At 73.6% G+C, this 20,246-nt stretch carries 18 protein-coding genes; 7 read left to right on the forward strand and 11 right to left on the reverse strand.

The features are described from left to right. Positions 1–32: 32 nt before the first annotated feature. The 4 genes from IE329_RS11615 to IE329_RS11630 all read right to left on the reverse strand — a co-directional run bounded on the left by IE329_RS11615 (position 33) and on the right by IE329_RS11630 (position 6,027). Positions 33–1,295: a MurT ligase domain-containing protein gene (locus tag IE329_RS11615; RefSeq protein ID WP_073927005.1), complete on the reverse strand. Its 1,263-nt coding sequence runs from the start codon at positions 1,293–1,295 to the stop codon at positions 33–35. 489 nt (positions 1,296–1,784) lie between these two features. Beyond that, positions 1,785–3,182, reverse strand: coding sequence for a GNAT family N-acetyltransferase (locus IE329_RS11620; protein ID WP_190210777.1), 1,398 nt, complete (start codon positions 3,180–3,182; stop codon positions 1,785–1,787). Between the two features lie 108 nt (positions 3,183–3,290). After that, positions 3,291–4,769: a pyridoxal phosphate-dependent decarboxylase family protein gene (locus IE329_RS11625; protein ID WP_190210778.1), complete on the reverse strand. Its 1,479-nt coding sequence runs from the start codon at positions 4,767–4,769 to the stop codon at positions 3,291–3,293. A gap of 142 nt (positions 4,770–4,911) precedes the next feature. After that, positions 4,912–6,027 carry a hypothetical protein gene (locus IE329_RS11630; protein WP_190210779.1) on the reverse strand — a complete coding sequence of 372 codons (1,116 nt, stop codon included), beginning with the start codon at positions 6,025–6,027 and terminating at the stop codon, positions 4,912–4,914. A gap of 439 nt (positions 6,028–6,466) precedes the next feature. Between IE329_RS11630 and IE329_RS11635 the strand changes: the two genes are divergently transcribed. The 4 genes from IE329_RS11635 to IE329_RS11650 all read left to right on the forward strand — a co-directional run bounded on the left by IE329_RS11635 (position 6,467) and on the right by IE329_RS11650 (position 10,494). Beyond that, the gene (locus IE329_RS11635) at positions 6,467–6,742 is read left to right on the forward strand and encodes a hypothetical protein (protein WP_073927001.1); all 276 of its coding nucleotides are present in this window, start codon (positions 6,467–6,469) and stop codon (positions 6,740–6,742) included. A gap of 74 nt (positions 6,743–6,816) precedes the next feature. Then, complete coding sequence (glmS, locus tag IE329_RS11640) at positions 6,817–8,643, forward strand: glutamine--fructose-6-phosphate transaminase (isomerizing) (RefSeq protein WP_190210780.1); 1,827 nt, start codon at positions 6,817–6,819, stop codon at positions 8,641–8,643. Positions 8,644–8,845: 202 nt separating this feature from the next. Beyond that, positions 8,846–9,502 carry an NADPH-dependent F420 reductase gene (locus IE329_RS11645; protein ID WP_190210781.1) on the forward strand — a complete coding sequence of 219 codons (657 nt, stop codon included), beginning with the start codon at positions 8,846–8,848 and terminating at the stop codon, positions 9,500–9,502. Positions 9,503–9,747: 245 nt separating this feature from the next. Next, positions 9,748–10,494: a PIG-L deacetylase family protein gene (locus IE329_RS11650; RefSeq protein ID WP_190210782.1), complete on the forward strand. Its 747-nt coding sequence runs from the start codon at positions 9,748–9,750 to the stop codon at positions 10,492–10,494. 33 nt (positions 10,495–10,527) lie between these two features. Here IE329_RS11650 and IE329_RS11655 read toward each other — a convergent pair whose 3' ends face one another. From IE329_RS11655 to IE329_RS11670, 4 genes are all read right to left on the reverse strand, one after another. Next, positions 10,528–11,151: a DedA family protein gene (locus tag IE329_RS11655; RefSeq protein WP_190210783.1), complete on the reverse strand. Its 624-nt coding sequence runs from the start codon at positions 11,149–11,151 to the stop codon at positions 10,528–10,530. Between the two features lie 48 nt (positions 11,152–11,199). After that, a complete protein-coding gene (locus tag IE329_RS11660; RefSeq protein WP_073926996.1) occupies positions 11,200–11,394 on the reverse strand; it encodes a DUF1918 domain-containing protein in 195 nt (64 codons plus the stop codon). A gap of 111 nt (positions 11,395–11,505) precedes the next feature. Then, positions 11,506–12,234 carry a TetR family transcriptional regulator gene (locus tag IE329_RS11665; protein ID WP_190210784.1) on the reverse strand — a complete coding sequence of 243 codons (729 nt, stop codon included), beginning with the start codon at positions 12,232–12,234 and terminating at the stop codon, positions 11,506–11,508. Positions 12,235–12,372: 138 nt separating this feature from the next. Further along, positions 12,373–12,984 (reverse strand): TetR/AcrR family transcriptional regulator, encoded by a 612-nt coding sequence (locus IE329_RS11670; RefSeq protein ID WP_190210785.1) that lies wholly within the window; start codon positions 12,982–12,984, stop codon positions 12,373–12,375. A 144-nt stretch (positions 12,985–13,128) separates the two neighbouring features. On the opposite strand from IE329_RS11670, the gene IE329_RS11675 reads away from it, so the two are divergent. The 3 genes from IE329_RS11675 (at position 13,129) to IE329_RS11685 (ending at position 15,908) form a co-directional block, all read left to right on the forward strand. Then, a complete protein-coding gene (locus IE329_RS11675) occupies positions 13,129–14,640 on the forward strand; it encodes an APC family permease (RefSeq protein ID WP_229927362.1) in 1,512 nt (503 codons plus the stop codon). A gap of 5 nt (positions 14,641–14,645) precedes the next feature. Then, a complete protein-coding gene (locus IE329_RS11680; protein ID WP_190210786.1) occupies positions 14,646–15,515 on the forward strand; it encodes a carbon-nitrogen hydrolase family protein in 870 nt (289 codons plus the stop codon). 168 nt (positions 15,516–15,683) lie between these two features. Continuing rightward, complete coding sequence (locus tag IE329_RS11685; protein ID WP_073926994.1) at positions 15,684–15,908, forward strand: hypothetical protein; 225 nt, start codon at positions 15,684–15,686, stop codon at positions 15,906–15,908. 160 nt (positions 15,909–16,068) lie between these two features. Here IE329_RS11685 and IE329_RS11690 read toward each other — a convergent pair whose 3' ends face one another. The 3 genes from IE329_RS11690 to IE329_RS11700 all read right to left on the reverse strand — a co-directional run bounded on the left by IE329_RS11690 (position 16,069) and on the right by IE329_RS11700 (position 20,201). Then, positions 16,069–18,417, reverse strand: coding sequence for a chitobiase/beta-hexosaminidase C-terminal domain-containing protein (locus IE329_RS11690; protein ID WP_190210787.1), 2,349 nt, complete (start codon positions 18,415–18,417; stop codon positions 16,069–16,071). 750 nt (positions 18,418–19,167) lie between these two features. Then, a complete protein-coding gene (locus IE329_RS11695; protein ID WP_190210788.1) occupies positions 19,168–19,692 on the reverse strand; it encodes an NUDIX domain-containing protein in 525 nt (174 codons plus the stop codon). 2 nt (positions 19,693–19,694) lie between these two features. Next, positions 19,695–20,201, reverse strand: a complete 507-nt coding sequence (locus tag IE329_RS11700) for an HIT family protein (RefSeq protein ID WP_190210789.1) — start codon at positions 20,199–20,201, stop codon at positions 19,695–19,697. Positions 20,202–20,246: the final 45 nt, after the last annotated feature.

Raw genomic sequence — 20,246 nt, forward strand, 5'->3', positions numbered from 1 at the left:
AGACCTTCCGTTGGGCGTTCCTGGAGTCGTCATCAGCCCGCCACGACCTTCCTGAGCTGCTGGAAAGCGGTGTAGTTGGCGATCGCCTCGATCCGCCCGGGGGGTGCCATCCGGACGGCCTGCTCCAGCGAGTCCACCACGTGGAACTGCAGCCCGGCCACCTCCAGGCGCACCGCGAGGTCCAGCTTGCGCTGGCCCATCACGAACACCGGGTGCCCGGAGAGCCGCTCGTAGTCGACGTCCCAGAGCCACGAGGTGTCGGTGCCGTCGGCGTCCATCGCGTTGACCGAGAGGATCACCGGCGTGGGCGGCCCGTCGATCAGCGAGAAGGTCTCCAGCCAGCCGGCCGGGTTCTTCGCCAGCAGCAGCCGGATGTCCCGGCCCTGGTACTGGACCACGTCGTAGCGGCCGGCCACGGCCGTCACCGCCTGCATCCGCTCCAGGGCGACCTGCGGGGCCACCCCGAAGACGGCCGCCACCGCGGCCGAGCTGGTGGCGTTGGCGAGGTTGGCCCGGCCGGGCAGCTGCAGCTGGATCGGCCAGGCGCCGCGCTGCGGGTCCACCACGTGGGTGCCCTGCAGCGCCCAGTGCGGGTTGGGCCGGCGGAAGCCGCAGTCCTGGCAGAACCAGTCGTCCCCGGGGCGCTGCATCACGCCGCCGCAGGCGGGGCAGGACCAGGCGTCCTCCTTCCAGGCCTGTCCGGCGGCCACCCAGACCACCTTCTTGCAGGAGGACGCGGCCCAGGTCACCAGCGGGTCGTCCGCGTTGGCGATGATCACGGCCTCGGAGTCCTTGAGGCCCTCGCGCCACTTCTCGGCCATCATCCGGGTCTCGGCCGCGCGGTCCAGCTGGTCGCGGGAGAGGTTGAGCAGTGCGATCGCCTTCGGGCGGGTGTCGCGGGCGACGCCGGCCAGGTACTTCTCGTCGACCTCGATCACGCCGAACCTGGCGTCCGAGCCGCCCGCCAGCGCGGAGGTGATGCCGGCGGGCATGTTGGCGCCGAGGGCGTTGGACACCACCGGGCCGGCGGCGCGCAGCGCCTCGGCGATCAGGCGGGTGGTGGTGGTCTTGCCGTTGGTCGCGCTGACCAGGATGACGTCGAGGTGGTCGGCGAGAGTGGCGAGCAGATCGGGGTCGAGCCTGAGGGCGATCTTGCCGCCGATCACCGAACCGCTGCCGCGGCCGGCCTTGCGCGAGACGGCGGCGGCCACTCGGCCGGCGGTGACGGCGATCTTGGCGCGGGCGGGCAGCGAGCCGTCGCGCGCGCCTGTGGCCTCCGTTTCGGTGCCTGCCATGCTCAGTGGTTCCTCCTTGCTGCGGCACCACCCGGGGGCCGGTTAACGGTCCGTCGGGCGGCGGGGACGGGGCCAGCCTACCGACTCCGCGCCCCGGCACCGAGTCCCGCACCCCGCGCTGCCTGCCGGGATTGCCGGGACGGAGCTCTGACGGGCCCTCGGCGGGCCCCGTGGAGCGGCCTTCCGGACGGGCCGTGCACGGACGGCACGCGGAGTTCTTGTCGTACCGCAGGACGGCCGGGGCCGGGCGGCCGGTTCCCCGGCGGGCCTCGCGGGCGTCGGGCGGCCGGTCGCCCCGGGCGGTGATCTGCGTCACCGGTCGGCGGCCGCCGGCGGGGCCGGACGCGGCACCGCCGCCCCGCTCCCCCGGCGGGGGCGGGGCGGCGGAGGGGCCGTCCGGGTACGGAGCGGTGCTGCGGGGTCGGGACGGGACCGGGTGGGACCGGATCGGGCCTGACGGGACGGGCTCGGCGCGGGGCGTGCCCGGTGTCAGCGGCCGGGGCGGCCGGGCCAGGGGACGGGCAGCTCGGCGGTGGCCTCGGCCAGGTGGGCGGTGATCACCAGGGTGCCCTCCTCGACCTGGTAGTCGAGCGGCGCCGCCAGCTTGCGCATGGTGGCGACCAGCCCGGTGTTGGAGGCCTGGGTGATCGCGTAGACGGTGTCGACGCCGGCCTCCAGGGCCAGTGCGGACATCCGCCGCAGCAGGTCGAGCCCGAGCCCGCGGCGCTGCCAGCCGTCCTCGACCAGGACGGCGACCTCGGCGCTGTCGTCGTCCCACATCAGGTGGCCGAGGGCGACGATCCGGCCGTCGGCGGCCTCCACCGCGAGGGTCTGGCCGTGCCGGGCGTCCAGCAGGTGGTCCAGGTAGCGCTCGGCGTCCCGCACCGGGCCGTGGTAGCGCTTGCGCAGGGTGTCCGTGGAGCAGCGCCCGTGCATGGCCAGCGCGGCCTCCTTGTCGCCGGCGTCGGCCCGGCGCACGGTCAGGTCGGCCCCGGCGGGCAGGGTGAGGTGGGCCTTGACCCGCGGCACCCGCGGCCCGAGCAGGGTGTCCAGCTTCACCAGGGCCTGGGCCCGGGCGAACTCGGTCGGGGTGAACGGCAGGTGCGGGCGGGTCAGCTCGATCAGGTCCCCCGAGGGCGCGGGCAGGCGCATCACGTGCCCCTCCACCCCGGCGGTGGCGCGCTTGCCGGCGCCGGGGAACTGCCGGATCGTGCACTGGCCGAACAGCTGCCGCAGGGCGACCGGCAGCTCGGCGGCGTCCAGCGCGGTGCGGGTCGCCAGGGCCAGCACGTGGGTGGGGACGTCGACCAGGTCGTGCGCGTCGGCCGGGTCGGTCCAGATGTCGTGGCCGCCGGCCGAGGCGACCGTCCGGGTCAGTTCGGCGCGGGTGAGCGAGAGCGGGGCGCGGACGAAGAACTCGTCGACCGTCCCGGCGGGCAGCGGGTGGGACTGCATGGAGATGATGTTGATCCGCTGCCCGGCGAAGGCCGTGCACACCCGGGCCAGGCTGCCGGGGGAGTCCTCGACCGTGGTGCGCACCCGCCAGAGCGTGGTCGGCTCGAACTCGTCCATCGGGCCGGTCGCGCCGTCCGCCTCGGCGCCGGGCGGCGCGGGGGTGTCCGGCGACGGAGGTCCGTGCAGGTGGCGGTGGGCCCACCAGGTGTGGAACAGCGCCGTGGCGAGCAGGGCGCTCGCCGAGGCGGCGAGCACCAGCGGGCCGTCCGGGCCGTGCACGACGATCTTGGCCACCAGGTCGGCGGCGGTGACCGAGAGGAAGATCGCCGCCAGCTCGACGGTGTCGCGGCGCCAGCGATGGATTCTGGCGCCGCGACGCTGCGCGCGGGAGGTCGTCGGGGTGAGGGAGCGGCCGTTCGTCAGGTTGTCCATGCCATGATGCTGCCGCGCCGGTGTTTCACGATCACGAATCCCCCGTGACCTGTGGGTTAATGTCTCGTCGAACCATTCGTACGGGCTTTCCCCCGCCGCCGGCCGGATTCAGGCCCCGGCCGGACGCTCCGTCAGCCCGGCCGCGGCGGCGCGGACTTCGGCCAGCAGCAGTTCGAGGTCGTCCTCGGTGGTGGCCGCGTTCAGCAGGCAGGCCCGCAGCATCTCGCGGCCGCCGAGCAGCGCTCCGGTGACGAAGACCCGCCCGCGCAGCTGCACCGCCACCGGCAGCTCCCGGTTGACGGCGTTCACCGCGGCCTCGTCCAGGCCCGCCGCGCGGTGCCGGAAGGCCACGATCGAGGTCTGCACCGGCGCGAGCAGCTCCAGCTCGGGGTCGGCCTCGACCAGCTCGCCGAGTCGGCGGGCCAGCGCGGTGCAGCGGGCGATGTCGTCCGAGATGCCCTGCCGGCCGCGGTGCGCGATGGTCGCCCAGACCTTGAGCGAGCGGAACGGCCGGGTCTGCTCCATGCCGTACTCGGAGAACCAGCCCAGCGAGCCCGCGGCCTCGTCCCGCAGGTAGGAGGGGACCAGGCTGAAGGTGCCGCGCAGCTCGTCGGTGTCGCGGACCAGGGCGCAGCCGCAGTCCACCGGGACGCCCAGCCACTTGTGCGGGTCCAGCGCCAGCGAGTCCGCGCGCTCCAGGCCGGCGTAGCGGTGGGCGATCGCGGGGTCGAGCACGCCGAAGGCGCCGTAGGCGCCGTCCACGTGCAGCCAGAGCTCCTGCTCGGCGCAGAGGTCGGCGATCGGGTCGAAGGCGTCCACCGCGCCGGTGCCGACGGTGCCGGCGGAGGCGACCACCAGGAAGGGCAGCAGGCCGTCGGCGCGGTCGCGGGCCACCGCGGCGCGCAGCGCGTCGGTGTCGAGCTGCCCCTCGGGGCCGCTGGGGACGGTCCGCAGGTGCTTGCTGCCCAGGCCCAGCAGCTCGGCGGCCTTGCGGACGCAGGAGTGGGTCTCCCCGGTGGCGTACGCGACCAGCGGGGGCATGCCCGCCAGGCCGTCCTCGCGGACGTCCCAGCCGGCCCGGCGGGCGGCGCGGTTCCGGGCGGCGGCCAGGCAGACGATGGTCGCCATCGAGGTGCCGGAGGTCAGCAGGCCGCCGCCGGCCGGGTGCGGGAACCCGACCAGTTCGGCGATCCAGCGCACCACGGCCCGCTCCAGGTGGACGTCGGCGTGGTCGCCGCCGGCCGAGCTGGGGTTCATCGCGGAGGCGGCCAGGGTGGCGAGCACCCCGGCGGGGGCCGGGGCGGAGTTCACCCAGCCGAAGAAGCGCGGGTTGCCGTTGCCCATCGGCGCGGGCATCACCCGGGTGCCGACGAAGTCGAGCAGCCCGGCGAGGGGGACGCCGTCCTCCGGCAGCGGGGCCTCCAGCAGCGAGGTCCGGTCGGCGGGGCCCATCGGCTGCCAGACCGGGCGGCCGGGCAGCCCGGCGAGGTAGTCGGCGACCAGGTCGGCGGCGGCGTGGGCGGCGGTGCGGAAGTCGTCCGGAGGGGTGGGGGACGAGTCCGGCACGGCGGGGGAGGCGGGGCTCATGGTGCGGCTCCAGCAGGTGGGGGGCCTGACGGCGCGGCGTCCTCGGCGCACCTGGATGACCAGATCCTACGGTGCGTGTGCCGAGGGACCCGCGTCGCCCGGGTGCGGACGGCGCGGGCCCCTCGGCGGACGGGCGGGGCCGTCAGTCCAGCGTGCTGGAGAGCCCGGCGGCGGAGCGGCAGTAGCCCTGGATCTCCTTGTTGGTGATCTTGGCGCAGAGCCGGCCGGCGGCCCCGCCGTCGGTGTAGTTCACCGTGTAGTAGCTGACCAGGCCCTCCGCGCAGGCCTTGCGCTGGGAGGCGTCGGCGGCCGTCGCGCACTGCTGGGCGGCCCAGTCCTCGCGGTCCAGGTTGTACTTCATGGTGCGCGAGCCGACCCCGCGGCTGCAGTCCGTCACCCCGCCGCCGGCCTTGCCGTTGAGGCACCACTTGAGGGCGTCGGCGAAGGCCTCGGGGTGGTTGGCGTAGTCGTGCGAGGAGAGGTAGAAGGTGGGCGCGTAGAAGAAGCACGCGGACTGGAAGAGCGCCGGCTGCTCGGGGCAGGGGTAGAGCGGATCGGCGGCGATCTTGTCGGCGGGCAGGTTCGCCTTGGCCTTCTCGTCCTCCTCGTCCGGGCCGAAGAGCTGCATGAAGAGGCCCTCGGAGCAGCGGATCTTGTTGGTGTCGCCGGGGAACTTGTTGCACAGCGCGCGGGCCGCCGCGACGTCCTGCTTGGCGACGAACATGGTGCCGTGGCCGACGCCGTGGATGCAGGCGCCCTTGTTGGCCGGCGCGCACAGCTTGAGCAGGTCCACCTCGGGCTGCTTGGAGGCGTTCAGCATCTCCTCGACCGCGCCGTGCAGGTAGCCGGCCGCGCAGGTCTCGTGCGGGAAGGAGATGACCTTCTGGAAGTCCTCGTTGTAGCGCTTGACCGCCGCGTGGCCCAGCTCGTGCGCGATCGGGTGGCAGAACCGCACGGTGTACGGCTTCTCCTTGGTGATCTTGTCGAGGTCCGCCAGGGCGACGCCGGGGTCGCTCTGCTCCATCTCCGCCATCACCTTGTTCCGCAGCGTGCTGCGGGTCCACACCGCCGGGTCGCCGGTCGGCGTCGCCGCGGCCGGGGTGCCGGCGGGCGGCGCCGCGCTGCCGGGCGCGGGCGCCCCGGGTGCGCCGGTCGCGGCGGTGGCCGGGGCGGGCGTCCAGTCGGTGACGGCCACCGACCCCAGGCCCAGCACCCCCAGCAGGAAGGCGGTGAGAATCGCGAAGACCCGCGGTTGCATGACGAAGATCCCCCGGTGGATCGAGACGGACGGTTTTCGCTCTCCATCCTGAGGGCACCAGGCCGCTGATCGTGGTTTCTGACCATCATTCGGGAGATGTCGGCGACGCTACCGCACATCGCACCGGGTCAACGACGCGGCCGGGGCCCGGTCACCGCACGGCTTGCGGCCCCGTGCGGGGCCCGGGCCGGACGGGTGGCGGGCACTGCTCCGAACGGCCGCATCCCGGCGTTGCGCGGGGACCGCATCCCGGCGTTGCGCGGGGACCGCATCCCGGCGTTGCGCAGGGACCGCGGCCCGGTGGTCCGCGGGCCGGACGGGTGGCCCGGGCGGCCCGTGGGGCCCCCGGACCGGCTCTCTGGGCTGAATGTCTGAAGATCTGCCCGAATTCGGGCAGGATCTTTGGTTCCGGCGCAGAGGCCGCCTAGGCTCCTCACTCGTGCCCAGCTCGCCACACCCTCACGAGGACCTGCTCGCCCACCTCACCCGCACCAGCCCCCTGGGGCCGCGGGAGGCCGCGCGGGTCGTCGCGGAAGTGCTGGCGTACTTCTCGGAGAGCACCGAGGAGTACGTCCGCCGCCGCCACGGCGAACTGCAGGCACGCGGACTCACCAACGAGAAGATCTTCGCCCGGCTGGCCGACGAACTGCCCGCGCGCCGGGTCGCAGCCCCGCAGCTGTCGGCCCGCCAGCTGCGCCGGATCGTCTACGGCTGAACCGGGCCGCCCGACCCCGTCTGCCCTCGCGCAGACCTCCCGCCACGCAATCACACTGAAGGAGCCGGCGACCCATGTGCGGAATCGTTGCCTACATCGGACCCAAGGACGCGACCCCCTTCCTGCTGGAGGGCCTGCAGCGGTTGGAGTACCGCGGGTACGACTCGGCCGGCGTCGCCGTCAGCGGCCGCACCGGCGGCCTGAAGACCCGCAAGGTCAAGGGCCGGGTCGCCGACCTCGCGGCCGCCGTGCCGGCCCGCTTCAAGGGCACCACCGGCATCGGCCACACCCGCTGGGCCACCCACGGCGTCCCCAGCGACGCCAACGCGCACCCCCACCTGGACAACGCCGAGCGGATCGCCGTCGTCCACAACGGGATCATCGAGAACGCCGACGAGCTGCGCGCCAAGCTGGCCGCCGACGGCGCCGTCTTCCTCTCCGAGACCGACACCGAGGTGCTCGCGCACCTGATCGCCGCGCACGCCACCGAGGGCACCGACCTGGAGGACGCCGTCCGCGCCGCCCTCGGCAAGGTCGTCGGCACCTACGGCATCGCCGTCCTGGACGCCGAGCAGCCCGACCGGATCGTGGTCGCCCGCAACGGCAGCCCGATCGTGCTGGGCATCGGCGAGAAGGAGATGTTCGTCGCCTCGGACGTCTCCGCGCTGGTCCGCTACACCCGCCAGGTGGTCCACCTGGAGGACGGCGAGCTCGCCACCGTCCGCGCCGACGGGTTCCGCACCTTCACCGAGGACGCCCGCACCACGCACCGCCAGCCGTCCACCGTCGACTGGGAGATCGACTCCTACGACACGGCCGGCTACGAGCACTTCCTGCTCAAGGAGATCCACGAGCAGCCCGGCTCGGTCGAGCGCACCCTCAGCGGCCGGCTCGACGAGCGCTTCGCCACCGCGCACCTGGGCGGGCTCAACCTGGACGCCCGCGAGCTGCGGGAGATCCGCCGGGTGAAGATCCTCGGCTGCGGCTCCGCCTACTACGCCGGCGAGATGGGGGCCCAGCTGATCGAGGAGCTGTCCCGGATCCCCGCGCACAGCGAGCCGGCCTCCGAGTTCCGCTACCGCAACCCGGTGATCGAGGCCGACACCCTGTACGTCGCGGTCAGCCAGTCCGGCGAGACCTACGACACGCTGGCCGCCGTCCAGGAGATCAAGCGCAAGGGCGGCCGGGTGCTCGGCGTCGTCAACACCGTCGGCAGCGCGATCGCGCGGGAGTGCGACGGCGGCATCTACCTGCACGCCGGGCCGGAGATCTCGGTCGCCTCCACCAAGGCCTTCACCTCCACCGTGGTCGCCTTCGCCCTGCTCGCCCTGCACTTCGGGCGGATCCACGACCTCTCGCCCGCCGACGGCCGCCGGATCGTGGCCGGCCTCAAGGCGCTGCCCGGCCAGATCCGGGAGATCCTGGAGAACGACCAGCAGATCGCCGAGCTGGCCGCCGAGTACGCCCGGTGCGAGGGGATGATGTTCATCGGCCGGGTCCGCGGCTTCCCGGTGGCCCGGGAGGGCGCCCAGAAGCTCAAGGAGATCAGCTACGTCCACGCCGAGGCGTACCCCGCCAGCGAGCTCAAGCACGGCCCGCTCGCGCTGATCAACCCGGAGCTGCCGACCGTCGCCCTCGTGCCCGACGACGAGCTGCTGGACAAGAACCTCACCACCCTCGGCGAGATCAAGGCCCGCTCCGGCCGGGTCCTCGCGATCGCCCACCGCACGCCCGAGACCAAGCTGGCCGACCACTGCGTGCTCGTCCCCAAGAGCGAGCCGGAGCTGGACCCGCTGCTCCTGAACATCCCGCTGCAGCTGTTCGCCTACCACGCGGCGGTCGCCCTCGGACGGGACGTGGACAAGCCGCGCAACCTGGCCAAGAGCGTCACGGTGGAGTAGCCGGCGGACCGGTCGCCGAGCGGGCCGCGGTCCCCGGAGTTGTCCGGGGGCCGCGGCCGGCCGCCGTCCTGCCACCTGTCGTCCCGCCGCGTGCCGTCCCGCCGGGACTCGCGGCCGCCCCGCCGGTTCTGACGGCCCGGCGGCCGTCCCTGACGTATCGTCAGCCACGCGGTGGGGGCGCTCTACGAACAGGAGAAGCACGGTGAGGATCGGGATCATCGGTACGGGCACGGTCGGGCGCACCCTGGCGGGCAAGCTGGTCTCGCTCGGCCACGAGGTGACCATCGGCTCGCGGACCAAGGACAACACGGCCGCCACCACCTGGGCCGAGCAGGCCGGGCCGCGCGGCCACGGCGGCACCTTCGCCGACGCCGCCGCCTTCGGCGAGCTGATCGTCAACGCCACCGCCGGCACGGTCTCCCTCAAGGCGTTGCAGGCGGCCGGCGCCGGCGCGCTGGCCGGCAAGATCCTGATCGACGTCTCCAACCCGCTGGTCTTCTCGCCCGAGGGCGAGGTCGGGCTGGACCCGGTGGGCACGGACAGTGTCGGCGAGCGGATCCAGCGCGAGTTCCCGCAGGCCAGGGTGGTCAAGGCGCTGAACACGATGAGCGCCCCGGTGATGGTCGAGCCGGGACGCGTCCCCGGCGAGCACAACGCCTTCGTCGCGGGCGACGACCCGGACGCCAAGGCCGAGGTCGTCGCCCTGCTGGAGCAGTTCGGCTGGCCGGCCGGCTCGGTGCTGGACCTCGGCGACATCAAGGGCGCCCGGGGCATGGAGATGCTGATGCCGTTCTGGCTCCGCCTGATGGGCCACTTCGGCAGTACCGACTTCAACTACTCCCTCCGGTCGGCCGGCTGAACCCGGCGTAGCCTGGCCGGGAGGGCCGGCGCCCCCGGGCGCGGGCGGCCGGGACGGCGAACCGGCCCCGCCTTGGCCCCGGCCCGGCCCCCGGGAGGCCCGCAGCCCGTAGCCCCGAGACCCGCAGCCTGAAGACCCGGAGCCTCCGAGACCCGGAGCCCCTCGTTCCGGGTGACCGGGACGGACCTCCGGGAGAAGATCGGACCGAGCCGCCCCGCAGGGGACCCGACAGAGGAGCCGTGCCGATGAACGACCAGCAGCCCGAACCCTTCGAACCGCTCCGCGAGGACTGGCAGACCGCCCTCGCGGTCGTCGCGCACCCCGACGACATGGAGTACGGCGCGGCCTCCGCCGTCGCCCGCTGGACCGGCCAGGGCAAGCGCGTCGTCTACGTGATGGTCACCAGCGGCGAGGCCGGCATCGACTCCATGAGCCCCGAGGAGTGCCGCCCCGTGCGGGAGGCCGAACAGGTGGCCTCGGCCGCGCTGGTCGGCGTCGACGTGGTCGAGTTCCTCGGGCACGCCGACGGCGTCCTGGAGTACGGCCTGACGCTGCGCCGCGACATCGCCCGGACGATCCGGCGGCACCGCCCCGACATCGTCATCACCACCAACTTCCGGGAGACCTACGGCGGCGTCATGCCCAACCAGGCCGACCACATCGCGACCGGACGCTCCGTCCTGGACGCGGTGCGCGACGCCGCCAACCGCTGGGTGTTCCCCGACCTGCTGGACGAGGGCCACCAGCCGTGGGGCGGCGTCAAGGAGCTCTGGGCGGCCGGCTCGCCCGACGCGCGGCACGCCGTGGACACCACCGACTCCTTCGAGGCGGGCGTCGCCTCGCTGAAGGCCCACCGGGCGTACCTGGCCGGGCTCGGCGGCGACATGGCCAACGCCGCCGACTTCCTGGAGGGCTTCGCCCGGTCCTCCGGCAGCCGGCTGGGCGTCCGGTACGCCTCCTCCTTCGAGGTGCTGCGGCTGTCCTTCGGCTGACCCCGTGGCGTGCCGGGGCGCGGCGGCCGCCGCTCAGCGCCGCGCCCGGCGGCGCAGCAGCTGGTGGACGAGGGCGGCGAGGAGCGCCGCGCCGAGGCCGATCAGCAGCCACAGCTGGTAGCGGACCACCTGCTCGTACACCGTGCCGATGTTGGCGCCGGCCAGGTAGCCGGCGACCGACCAGACGCCGACCCAGAGCACCGCGCCGAGGATGTTGAAGACGGTGAAGCGCCGCGCGTCCATCCCGGTGGTGCCCGCGATGATGCCGCTGGTCTGCCGCAGCCCGTCCACGAACCGGGCCACCGTCACGACCTTGCCGCCGTGCCGCTCGAAGAAGCCGTCCGCGCGTTCCATCCGGGCGGGGGTCAGCATGACGTAGCGGCCCCAGCGGTGCACGAAGGCGCGTCCGCCGGTCCGGCCGATCAGGTAGCCGAGGGTGTTGCCGAGGACGGCGGCGGCCGTCGCGACGGCGATCACGGCGGCGAGGCTGAGGTGTCCGGTGCCCGCGTACACGGCGGCCAGCACCAGGACGGTCTGGCCCGGCGCGGGGATGCCGCAGTTGTCGAGCAGCACCAGGACGGCCACCGCGAGGTAGCCGTAGTCGTCCAGCAGGGGGGCCAGCGCGGCCAGCGGACCGGGCAGGGGCGCGGCGGACACCTCAGAGGCCCGCCCCGCGCCGGGCGGGCACGGGACGGACGGTTCGCGTCAGCTGTTCTTCTTGCTGTGCTCGACGATGCTGTCCGGGCCGGGGTAGACCAGCCCTTCGTGGCCGTCCTCGAAGCGCACCAGGTACGGCGGCTCGCCGTTCGCGCCGTGTACCTCGGTGATCTCCCCCGTGCGGTCCGCCATCCCCACGGACCTGCTGTGGATGTGGAGCTGGTCACCTACCGCTGCATGCACGATCTGCTCCTTAGCTAGTGACGGCTGTCGTGGTGCCGACAGGCCGGCTGCCGTGCTCCGGGCAGCTGTCCTGTCTCCACTGTGCTGCCGTGCGGGTGGGGCCGCAACGCTTCAGCGGGGCGTGTCGGCGGCGGCCCGGGGCGGGGCGGGCGGGCCGCCGGCGAGATAGCTGCCGAGCAGGCGCTTGCACTCGGCGATCAGGACGGGGTCGCCGTCGGGGTCGGTGCGGAAGGCCAGCTTGAGGACGGCGTCGGCGGCCTCCAGGGCCACCCGCAGGGCCAGCGTGCTGCCGGGGCGGGCGGCGTCCGGCGGCCCGGCGGCGTCCGCGTCGGCGCCGAGGAGGGCGCCGCCTAGGGCCTGCAGGCGCAGGGCGACGGCGCTGTTGTTGTCCAGGGTGCGGTCCAGCAGGTGCTCGCCGTCCCGGACGCCGGGCGAGTTCCGGTCGACCAGGCCGAAGTCGACCTGCCCGAAGCCGGGGACCGTCCGCCGCATGGCGACGAACTCCTCCACCGCGAGGTCGACGAAGCCCGGCACGCCCGGGGGCGCCGCGTCCTCCAGCCGGCGGGCCAGGCGGTCGAGGTAGCGCTCCAGGTTCCGGGCCGCGAGGGCGCCCAGCAGGCTCTCCTTGCCGGCGAAGAACTGGTAGAGCGTGCCGATCGGCACCCCGGCGCGCCGGGCGACGGCCTTGGTGGTCAGGGCGCCGGCGCCGGCTTCGTCCAGCAGCGCCGCGCAGGCGTCCACCAGGCGTTCGTACCGCTCCTGGCTGCGCTGCTGGACCGGGCGTCGCCGGGCCCCGTCCGCCGGTCCGGCCTCGTTCCGCTGGTCAGCCTGCGCCTTCATGGGGCCCCACTGTGCCGCATCCGGTGGTGCTGGGCGAATCACCGACACGACGCCGTCCGGCGGACGCCCCGACGCCGCCCGGCTGCGGCCCGCCGGGTGCGGGCGGTCAGGATGCGCGGCGGTCGGGGCCCGGCACGGTCAGGACGCGGCCGGACGGGACGCCAGGTCGTGGCCGGTGGTGGCGCGGGCGTAGGCCTGGAGCGCGGTGATCACCTCGGTACGGCTGCGCCGGCCGGCCAGGACCTCCATCTGGTAGCCGTCCTCCATGGCGACGATGCTGGCGGCGAGCAGGCGCGGCGGGTCGGTCAGGGTGAAGCTGCCCTGGGCCTGGCCGAGGACCAGGATGCCCTGGTAGAGGGCAATCTGACGCTCGGTCAGCGCGCTGTCCAGGGCGGCCGCCCTCGGGTCGCGCAGGCAGCGCGGCCAGTACTCGAACAGCAGTCGGGTCAGGGCGTCGTCCGGTCCGTCGGCCACGCCCCGCTCGATGCAGGCGCGGAGCTTGCCGGGGGCGTCGGCGAAGGCCTCGGTGGCGGCCTCCCGCTGCGCGCTGTAGCGCTCGATGGCCGCCTGGTACGTCTCGTGGACCAGTGCGTCGAGGTCGCCGTAGTAGAGCACCGCGGCGGGGGTCACGCCGGCCTCGTCGGCGATGTCGCGAAGGCGCAGGCCTTCGAGTCCGCGGGTCATCAGTGCGCGCTGCACCGCGGCGCCGAGCTCGGCCCTGCGGGCCTGCTGGCCCTTCTTGGCTGCCATGTCGTCCTGTCGGTCCGTTCCTGTTTCTTCGTTTAACAGTATCAGCCCAGCTCTTGACTGCATCGTCGGGCTGAGTTTTAAATCTGCGTTTAACAAGCTGTGCTCGCCGAGCCGGCCCCTCCCTGTCCCTCACCAGGAGCACCCGTGATCACCGAACCACCCGACGCCGAGGCGAGAGCCGAGGCGGGACCGGACGCGCCGCCCACCTCCAAGGGGCTGCGCGGGGGATCCGTCGGACTGCTCGCCGCCGTCGCCCTCGGCCTGTCCTCCGTCGCCCCCGCCTACAGCATCGCCGTCACCCTCGGCTTCGTGACCCTGGTGGCCGGCCACCTGGCCCCCGCCGCGCTGCTGCTCGGCTTCGTGCCGATCCTGCTCACCGCCTTCGCCTTCCGCGAGCTCAACCGGGAGATGCCCGACTGCGGCACCACCTTCGTCTGGACCACCCGCGCCTTCGGCCCCCTCGCGGGCTGGCTCTCCGGCGGCTGGGTCGTCCAGATCGCCACCCTCCTCGCCATGACCGCCCTCGCCCGGGTCGGCGCGGGCTACCTGCTGGCCTTCGCCGGCCTGGAGACGCCGGCCGGCAACAGCGTGGCCGTGACCGGCACGGCCGTCCTGCTGCTCGCCGCCGTCACCGCCGTCGCCCGCCGCGGCCTCCAGCTGGCCGCCTCCGTCCAGTACGTCCTGCTGGGCCTGCAACTGCTCGCCCTGCTCGGCTTCGGCCTCGCCGCCTTCGCCCGTGAGGGCGCCGCCACCCCCTCCCTGGCCTGGCTCGACCCGCTGGGCTTCGACGGGTTCGGCCCGTTCTCGGAGGCGGTGCTGCTCTGCCTGTACATCTACTGGGGTTGGGACGCCCTGATCACGGTCAACGAGGAGACCCGCGACAGCGGGCGGATCCCCGGCCAGGCGGCCGTCATCTCGACCCTCGTCCTGCTCGCCACCTACCTCTTCACCGCCTTCGCCACGATCGGCTTCGCGGGCACCGGCGACAGCGGCCTCGGCCTCGGCAACCCCGCCAACGCCGCCGACGTGCTGGCCACCCTCGCGCCCTCGGTGCTGGGCACCGCCCTGGCCAAGGTCGTCCAGCTCGCCGTCTGCGTCTCGGCCGTCTCGGCACTGCTGACCTGCGTCGTCGGCAGCTCCCGGGCCACCCTGTCGATGGGCGCCCACGGCGCCCTGCCGGCCGCGTTCGCCCGCATCCACCCCCGGCACCGCACACCGTCCTTCGCCACGGTGTTCTTCGGCGCGGCCGCCGCCGTCCTGCTGGTGCTCCTGAGCCTGGTGTCCGGGGACTTCCTCGGCGACGCCATCCTCTCCGTCGGCCTGCTGATCGCCTGCTACTACGGGGTGACCGCGCTCGCCTGCGTCTGGTACTTCCGGCGCCGGCTGCTCGGCAGCCCGCGGGACCTGCTGCTGCGCGGCGTGCTGCCGCTGCTCGGCGGGCTGATGATGCTGGCCGCCTTCGGCCGCAGCGCCCACGACATGCTCAGCCCGGCCTACGGCAGCACGTCCTTCCACGGCGTCGGCGGGGTGTTCCTGCTCGGCGTCGGCTCGATCGCGGCCGGCGTGCCGGCCATGCTGATGGTCCGTGCCCGCTTCCGCCGCTTCTTCCGCGAGGGCCGCACGGCCGTCGTCCGGCTCACCGTCACCGAGGACTGATCGCCATGCGCACCCTCTCCGTCGCCGCCCTCCAGACCAAGCCGCTCGCCCACGACCTCGAAGGCAGCTGGCAGCTCTTCGCCGAGCAGGTCCGGGCCGCCGCCCAGCTGGTCCCGGGGCTCCAGCTCGTCGTCGTGCCGGAACTGCTGCTCGCCGCCGAGGCGCCGCTGCTCCGGGGCCGCCCCGGCTGGACGGCCGAGGCCGCCGTGCCGGTCCCCGGCCCGCTGACCGACCGGATCTGCGCCCTCGCCGTCGAGACCGGGCTCTGGCTGGTGCCCGGCAGCCTCTTCGAACGCACCGGGGACGGGACCGTCCACAACACCGCGATCGCGGTCTCGCCGGCGGGGGAGATCGTCGCCAGGTACCGCAAGATCTTCCCCTGGCAGCCGTACGAGGACACCGCCCCGGGCGACGAGTTCGTGGTCTTCGACATCCCCGGCGTCGCCCGCGTCGGGCTGGCGATCTGCTACGACGGATCCTTCCCCGAGACCGTGCGCCAGCTGGCCTGGCTGGGCGCCGAGGTGATCCTGCAGCCGACCCTGACCACCACCCGGGACCGGGAGATGGAACTCGTCTGCGCCCGCGCCAACGCCTGGACCAACCAGGTGTACGTCGTCAACGTGAACGCCGCCGACCCGGCCGGCGTCGGCGGCAGCGTGATCGTCGACCCGGAGGGCATCGTCCGCCAGCAGGCCGGGACGGGCGAGGAGATCCTGGTCGACGTGCTGGACCTGGACACCGTCGACCGGGTCCGCCGGTTCGGCAGCTCCGGCCTGAACCGCCCGTGGGCCCAGCTCGCGCGCTACGGGGAGCGGATCGAACTGCCCATGTACGGGGGCACGTTCCGCACCCCGGACTGGGTGACGAAGGAATGAGCGGCGCCCGGGTGCCCAGGTGCCGGCTGCCGGGCGCCGGGCACCCCGGCGCCGGCTGACCGGCGCGGCCGGCGCACCGCCGACACACCCGCTCGGCGGTAAGTCCCCGAGGTCGGCGGCGCCGGACCCTACTGTCGCGGTGACACCGTCGAGGAAGGGAACACCCTCATGAACCGCACCTCCAAGCTGCTGCTGGTCCTGGCCGCCGCGGCGGGCCTGGCAGGTCTGCCCGGCGTCGCCGTCGCCGACGTCAACTTCGATGCCTCGCCCGGCCCTTGGGCGATCGTCCTCGGCGACGGCAACCAGCTGGCCGGGGACGACATCTTCAACGTCGGCGGCGACAACACGGTCGGTTCGTTCAACGGCGAGGGCAGCGGAGTCCTGGCGGGCTGAGCCGGCCGCCGGGAGTGGGCCGTGCCGCCGGAACGCACTCGTTCCGGCGGCCCGGCCGGTTCCGCCACCGGCCGGACAGGCCCCGCGACGGCTCAGGATCAGGCCGGACCGGTCAGGATCGCCCGGATCCGTCCCGACAGGGCCCCGTCACGTCACGTCGTCACGGGTACGCGACCACGTTGACCGGGGTGGTGCCGGTGGGCGTCACCGCCCCCGTGTCGTTGATGACATGGGTGATGGTGCCCTGGTAGTTCAGCGAGACGGTCAGCAGCGAATGGAACTTGACGCCACTGGTGTCGGGCACCTCGAAGGCGTGGTAGTTGGCCACCGCGGGGTTCACGTTGAAGTAGCAGTAACTGCCCAGCCCCCAGGCCTCGTGGCTGGTGACGTTGGCACCGACCTTGTAGGCGGCGTAGCCGTTGACCGAGGCCGAACTCTTCCAGGCGGCCTGGTTCGGCACGTCGTACGGGTTCTCGTTCTGGAAGAAGATGGTGCGGCCGCCCTGGCCGTTCCAGATCACCTCGTACTTCTGGTAGTGCTCGACGAACAGGCCGGTGGCCAGCACGTTGTTGCCGTTGACGATCAGGCCCGTGTCGGCGGTGTTGGTGGTCCAGCCGATCGTCCCGGCGTTGCCGTGGTCGGCCCGCCAGGCCCAGATGTGGTCGATGACGGTGTTGCTGCTGTTGACGACCAGGCTGTTGGTGGCCTTGCCGGCGAGCTGGCCGCCGATCCGGAAGAACACGTCCTGGACGGTGGTCGGGTTGGCGGCGTGGCCCGCGGCGGAGCCCGTCGGCCCGACGGTCAGCAGTGCCTGCGAGTTGACGGTGCCGGCGTCGAAGAGCAGGCCCTTGATCCGGACCCCGTCCACGTCGGCGACCTGCATGGCGTTGACGCCGTTGTCCGGCACGAAGGTCGGGTACCCGATGCCGAGGACGACCGTGCCGGCGCGGCTGACGTTCAGCGTCTGGTTGAGGTGGTAGATGCCCGGGGTGACGAACAGGTTGCAGCCCTGGGCCAGGGCGTTGTTGATGGTGGCGGCGGTGTCGCCGGCCTTGACGACGTAGAACTGGCTCATCGGCAGGGAACTGCCGGGGGTGCTGCCGCTCGCCCAGCTCGGGCCCGAGGCGTTGGTGCGCAGGCTCGGCAGGAAGACCCGGTAGCGGTTGGAGCCGTCCACGTACAGGTACGGGACGTCGCGGGAGACCGGGGTGGTGGCGAGCACCGTCTCGGGCGGGGTGGGGAAGGTGTTGGCCGGGGCGCCCTGGACGCCGGAGAAGACCATGTTCCACACGCCGCCGTCCCAGCTGCCGAGGCCGCTGTCCCGGGTGTACCACTGCTGCTGGGAGATCGACGCCATCTGCCCGGTGACCCGGCTGTCGGCCACGTAGCCGCCGCTCGCCCAGCCGTAACTGGCCGGGTAGAGGGCCAGGTTGCCGTGCACGTCGATCCGCCGGAACGGCGCGGCCTGCGCCACCGCCCAGCGGTTGGTGCCGCCGCCGGGGTTGATGGTGAGGTTCTCGGCGCTGCGCCAGAAGTTCTGGGTGGCGTTGCCCGCGTCCGAGGCGTTGAAGGCGTCCACCGTGATGTTGCCGTTGATGGTCACCTGGCCGGGCTCCTGGCCCAGGCCCGCCACGGAGGTGTAGAAGCCCACGTTGTCATTGACGTTGTAGGTGCCCGGCTTGAACAGGTCGGCCACCCGGTTGGAGCTGAACTGCGCCGACAGGGTGTCCTTCATCTGCTCGAAGTGGGAGTCCAGCTGCGCCTGGATGGTGGCGGCGGACATGCTGGGGTCGTAGATGTGCACGTTGGGGCCGAAGTCGGGTGTCTCCGACTGCGCCGGGCAACTGGTCTGGGTACCGCCGATGGTGTAGGTCGCGGTGGCCACCGGGGAGTCGGTGAGGCCCGACGCCTGGGCGAAGGCCTTCACGGTGCCGCTCGCGGTGACGCTGATCGGCCCGCTGTACACCGGGGAGCTGCCGTTCGGCGTGGAGCCGTCGCGGGTGTAGCGGATGGTCGCCCCGGCGGTCGCGTCGGTGATCGTCACCGTCTGGGCCGTGGCGTACTGCCCGCCGGCCGGGCTGAAGGCCGGCTGCGCCACCTGGCCGCCGGTGCTGCCGCCCTGGGTGTAACTGAAGTGCGGGGTGTCGTACTGCGGGCCGCTCTTCTCGTAGGTGAACCAGTAGTCCAGGACGTTGCCGGTGGCGAGGCCGCCGACGGTGTGCGTCCAGGTGCCGGAGCCGTTGACCATCCGGACGTTCTGCTGGTTGGCGGCGTTGACCAGGTAGTGCACGTCGACGTAGAGCGCCGCGGTGGTCGGGGTGAAGGAGATCTTCGCCTGGGTCGCGCTGGTGGCGCTGACGCTCTGGGTGTAGTCGGGGGACGCGGCGACGGCCGTGCCCGCCGCCGGCGCCAGGCCGAGCAGCAGGGCCAGGACGGCGAGCAGCAGCGGCAGGCCGCGGGTGCCTTGCCGTGGCCGCGGAGCGCGCGGGGGAGTGCTGAGCGGTGTCATGCGGGGTGGTCCTTCCCTCTTCATCGCGGTGCGGTGGGTGCGACGGCACGGGACGGCGCCGGCCGGCCCCCGGCTGGGGTCGGCCGGCGTCCGGGACACACGGGCGAGCGCTGCTCCATGGGTGCGGTCGCGGGGCGGTGGCACGGGCGCGGAGGGAGGGTGCCTCCGCGGGTGCCGGATTCGGGGCGCGCCGGACCGGGCCCGGTCGAGGCCGGGCGGGCGCGGCGGCGGCCCCCGTCGGTGGGACGCCTGGGTCGTGACGGCCTCAGGGCCGGACACGGCCTAGGGCGTCGGCGGGCCTTCCGGCGGTCGCCGGTCGCGGCGGACGGGAGGTGGTCCGGTCCTGGCCGAGGTCGCGGTGAAAGAAGGCACGGCCTTCTCCTTACGGGCGGGCATCGCTGCTCCGGACCTGGCGGGGACCCGTGCGGACCGCTGGGGGTGGGAGCGGTCCGGCCGGGTGCGCCGCGGCGACTCCGCGGTCCGGGGCAACGATGGGTGGGGGAGTGGGGGGATCGCGCTCAGCGGTACGGGGTGGGGGTGCCGGTGTGCGCGGTACGGGACCGCGCAGTGCTGTGAGAGCGCTCTCAATTCCAGGAAGGTACCAGTCGACGCCGGGGCCGCCAAGGGGGAGCACCAGAATGGACTGGACCGGTGACGCGCTCAACTCACCCTTCTGTCACGGAGTCTGACGGCCGGGCCGGTGCGCCGGCGGCCCGGCCGCTGGGAGCCGTCCTGGTGACGGACGGTCGGTCAGGTCAGGTTGCCCGCCGGCCCGGCCGGCAGCCGGGCGGGGGTACGGAGGTAGGCGGCGGTGCCGGTGCGCCGGGCGGCGAGGGAGACGCGCAGGGTGTGCAGCCGGCCCGGGCCGACGATGCGGGACCACTCCTCGACGGTGCGTACGGCGTGCCCGCTGTGTTCGTCCGGGTCCAGGGTGATCCGCTCGATCTCCTGGTCGGTGAGCCGGCCGCCGTCGAAGGTCACGCCCATCGTCCACGGCCAGGGAGGCTCGGGCGGGGTGAAGGAGAGGAGCAGGAGGCGGGGTGCGTCGTCGAGCGAGGCCGGGACGAAGCCGATCTCCTCGGCGGTCTCCCGCAGCGCGCACATCCACGGGTCCTCACCGGCGTCGAGCAGACCCCCGGGGTACTGGTACTCGCCCGGGTGGTGGACGGAGGTGAGCAGCAGCGGCCGGTCGTGACGGTCGGTGCAGAAGACGCCGGCGTAGGAGACGCCGTGCGGCAGGGTCGGGACGAACAGGTCGGGCGGGACGAAGGCCACGGTCAGGCTCCTCGCTGGTCGGGGTGGTCGAGCCGGGCGCGGAGCGCGGCGGCGAGCTGGTCCGCCTGTTCCGGGTCCTCCGGCAGGACGCCGGCGCCTTCGGCCATCAGGGCGTGGAACTGCTGCTGTTCGTAGGGGACACCGGGCGGCAGGGCCGCGACGTGCCAGTGGACGTGGGCGTGGCCCTGCCGGCTGCCGAGGCTGAGGACGTAGAGGCGTTCGGTGGGGACGGTGGCGGCCAGCGCGCCGGCGACCCGGTGCACGACCCGGTGCAGGGCGAGGTACCGGGCCTCGGTCAGGCCGCCGATGGTGTCCTCGACGTGGGCCCGCGGGGCGACCAGCAGCTTGCCGGGCAGGGTGGGGTAGCGGTCGAGGAACGCGACGTGGGCTCCGTCGTCGTAGACGATCCGGTGCTCGAAGCCGGGGGTGCCGGCCAGCATCGCGCAGATGAAGCACGGGCCGTTCCGGGCCCGCTCGTTGTAGGCGTCGAGATCGAAGGAGGCGGTCATCGCACCCACCCGCCGGGCCCGGGCCGCGTCGCCGTGGAGCCGTCC

This window comes from Kitasatospora indigofera (genome assembly GCF_014655955.1).
Taxonomy (GTDB): Bacteria; Actinomycetota; Actinomycetes; order Streptomycetales; family Streptomycetaceae; genus Kitasatospora; species Kitasatospora indigofera.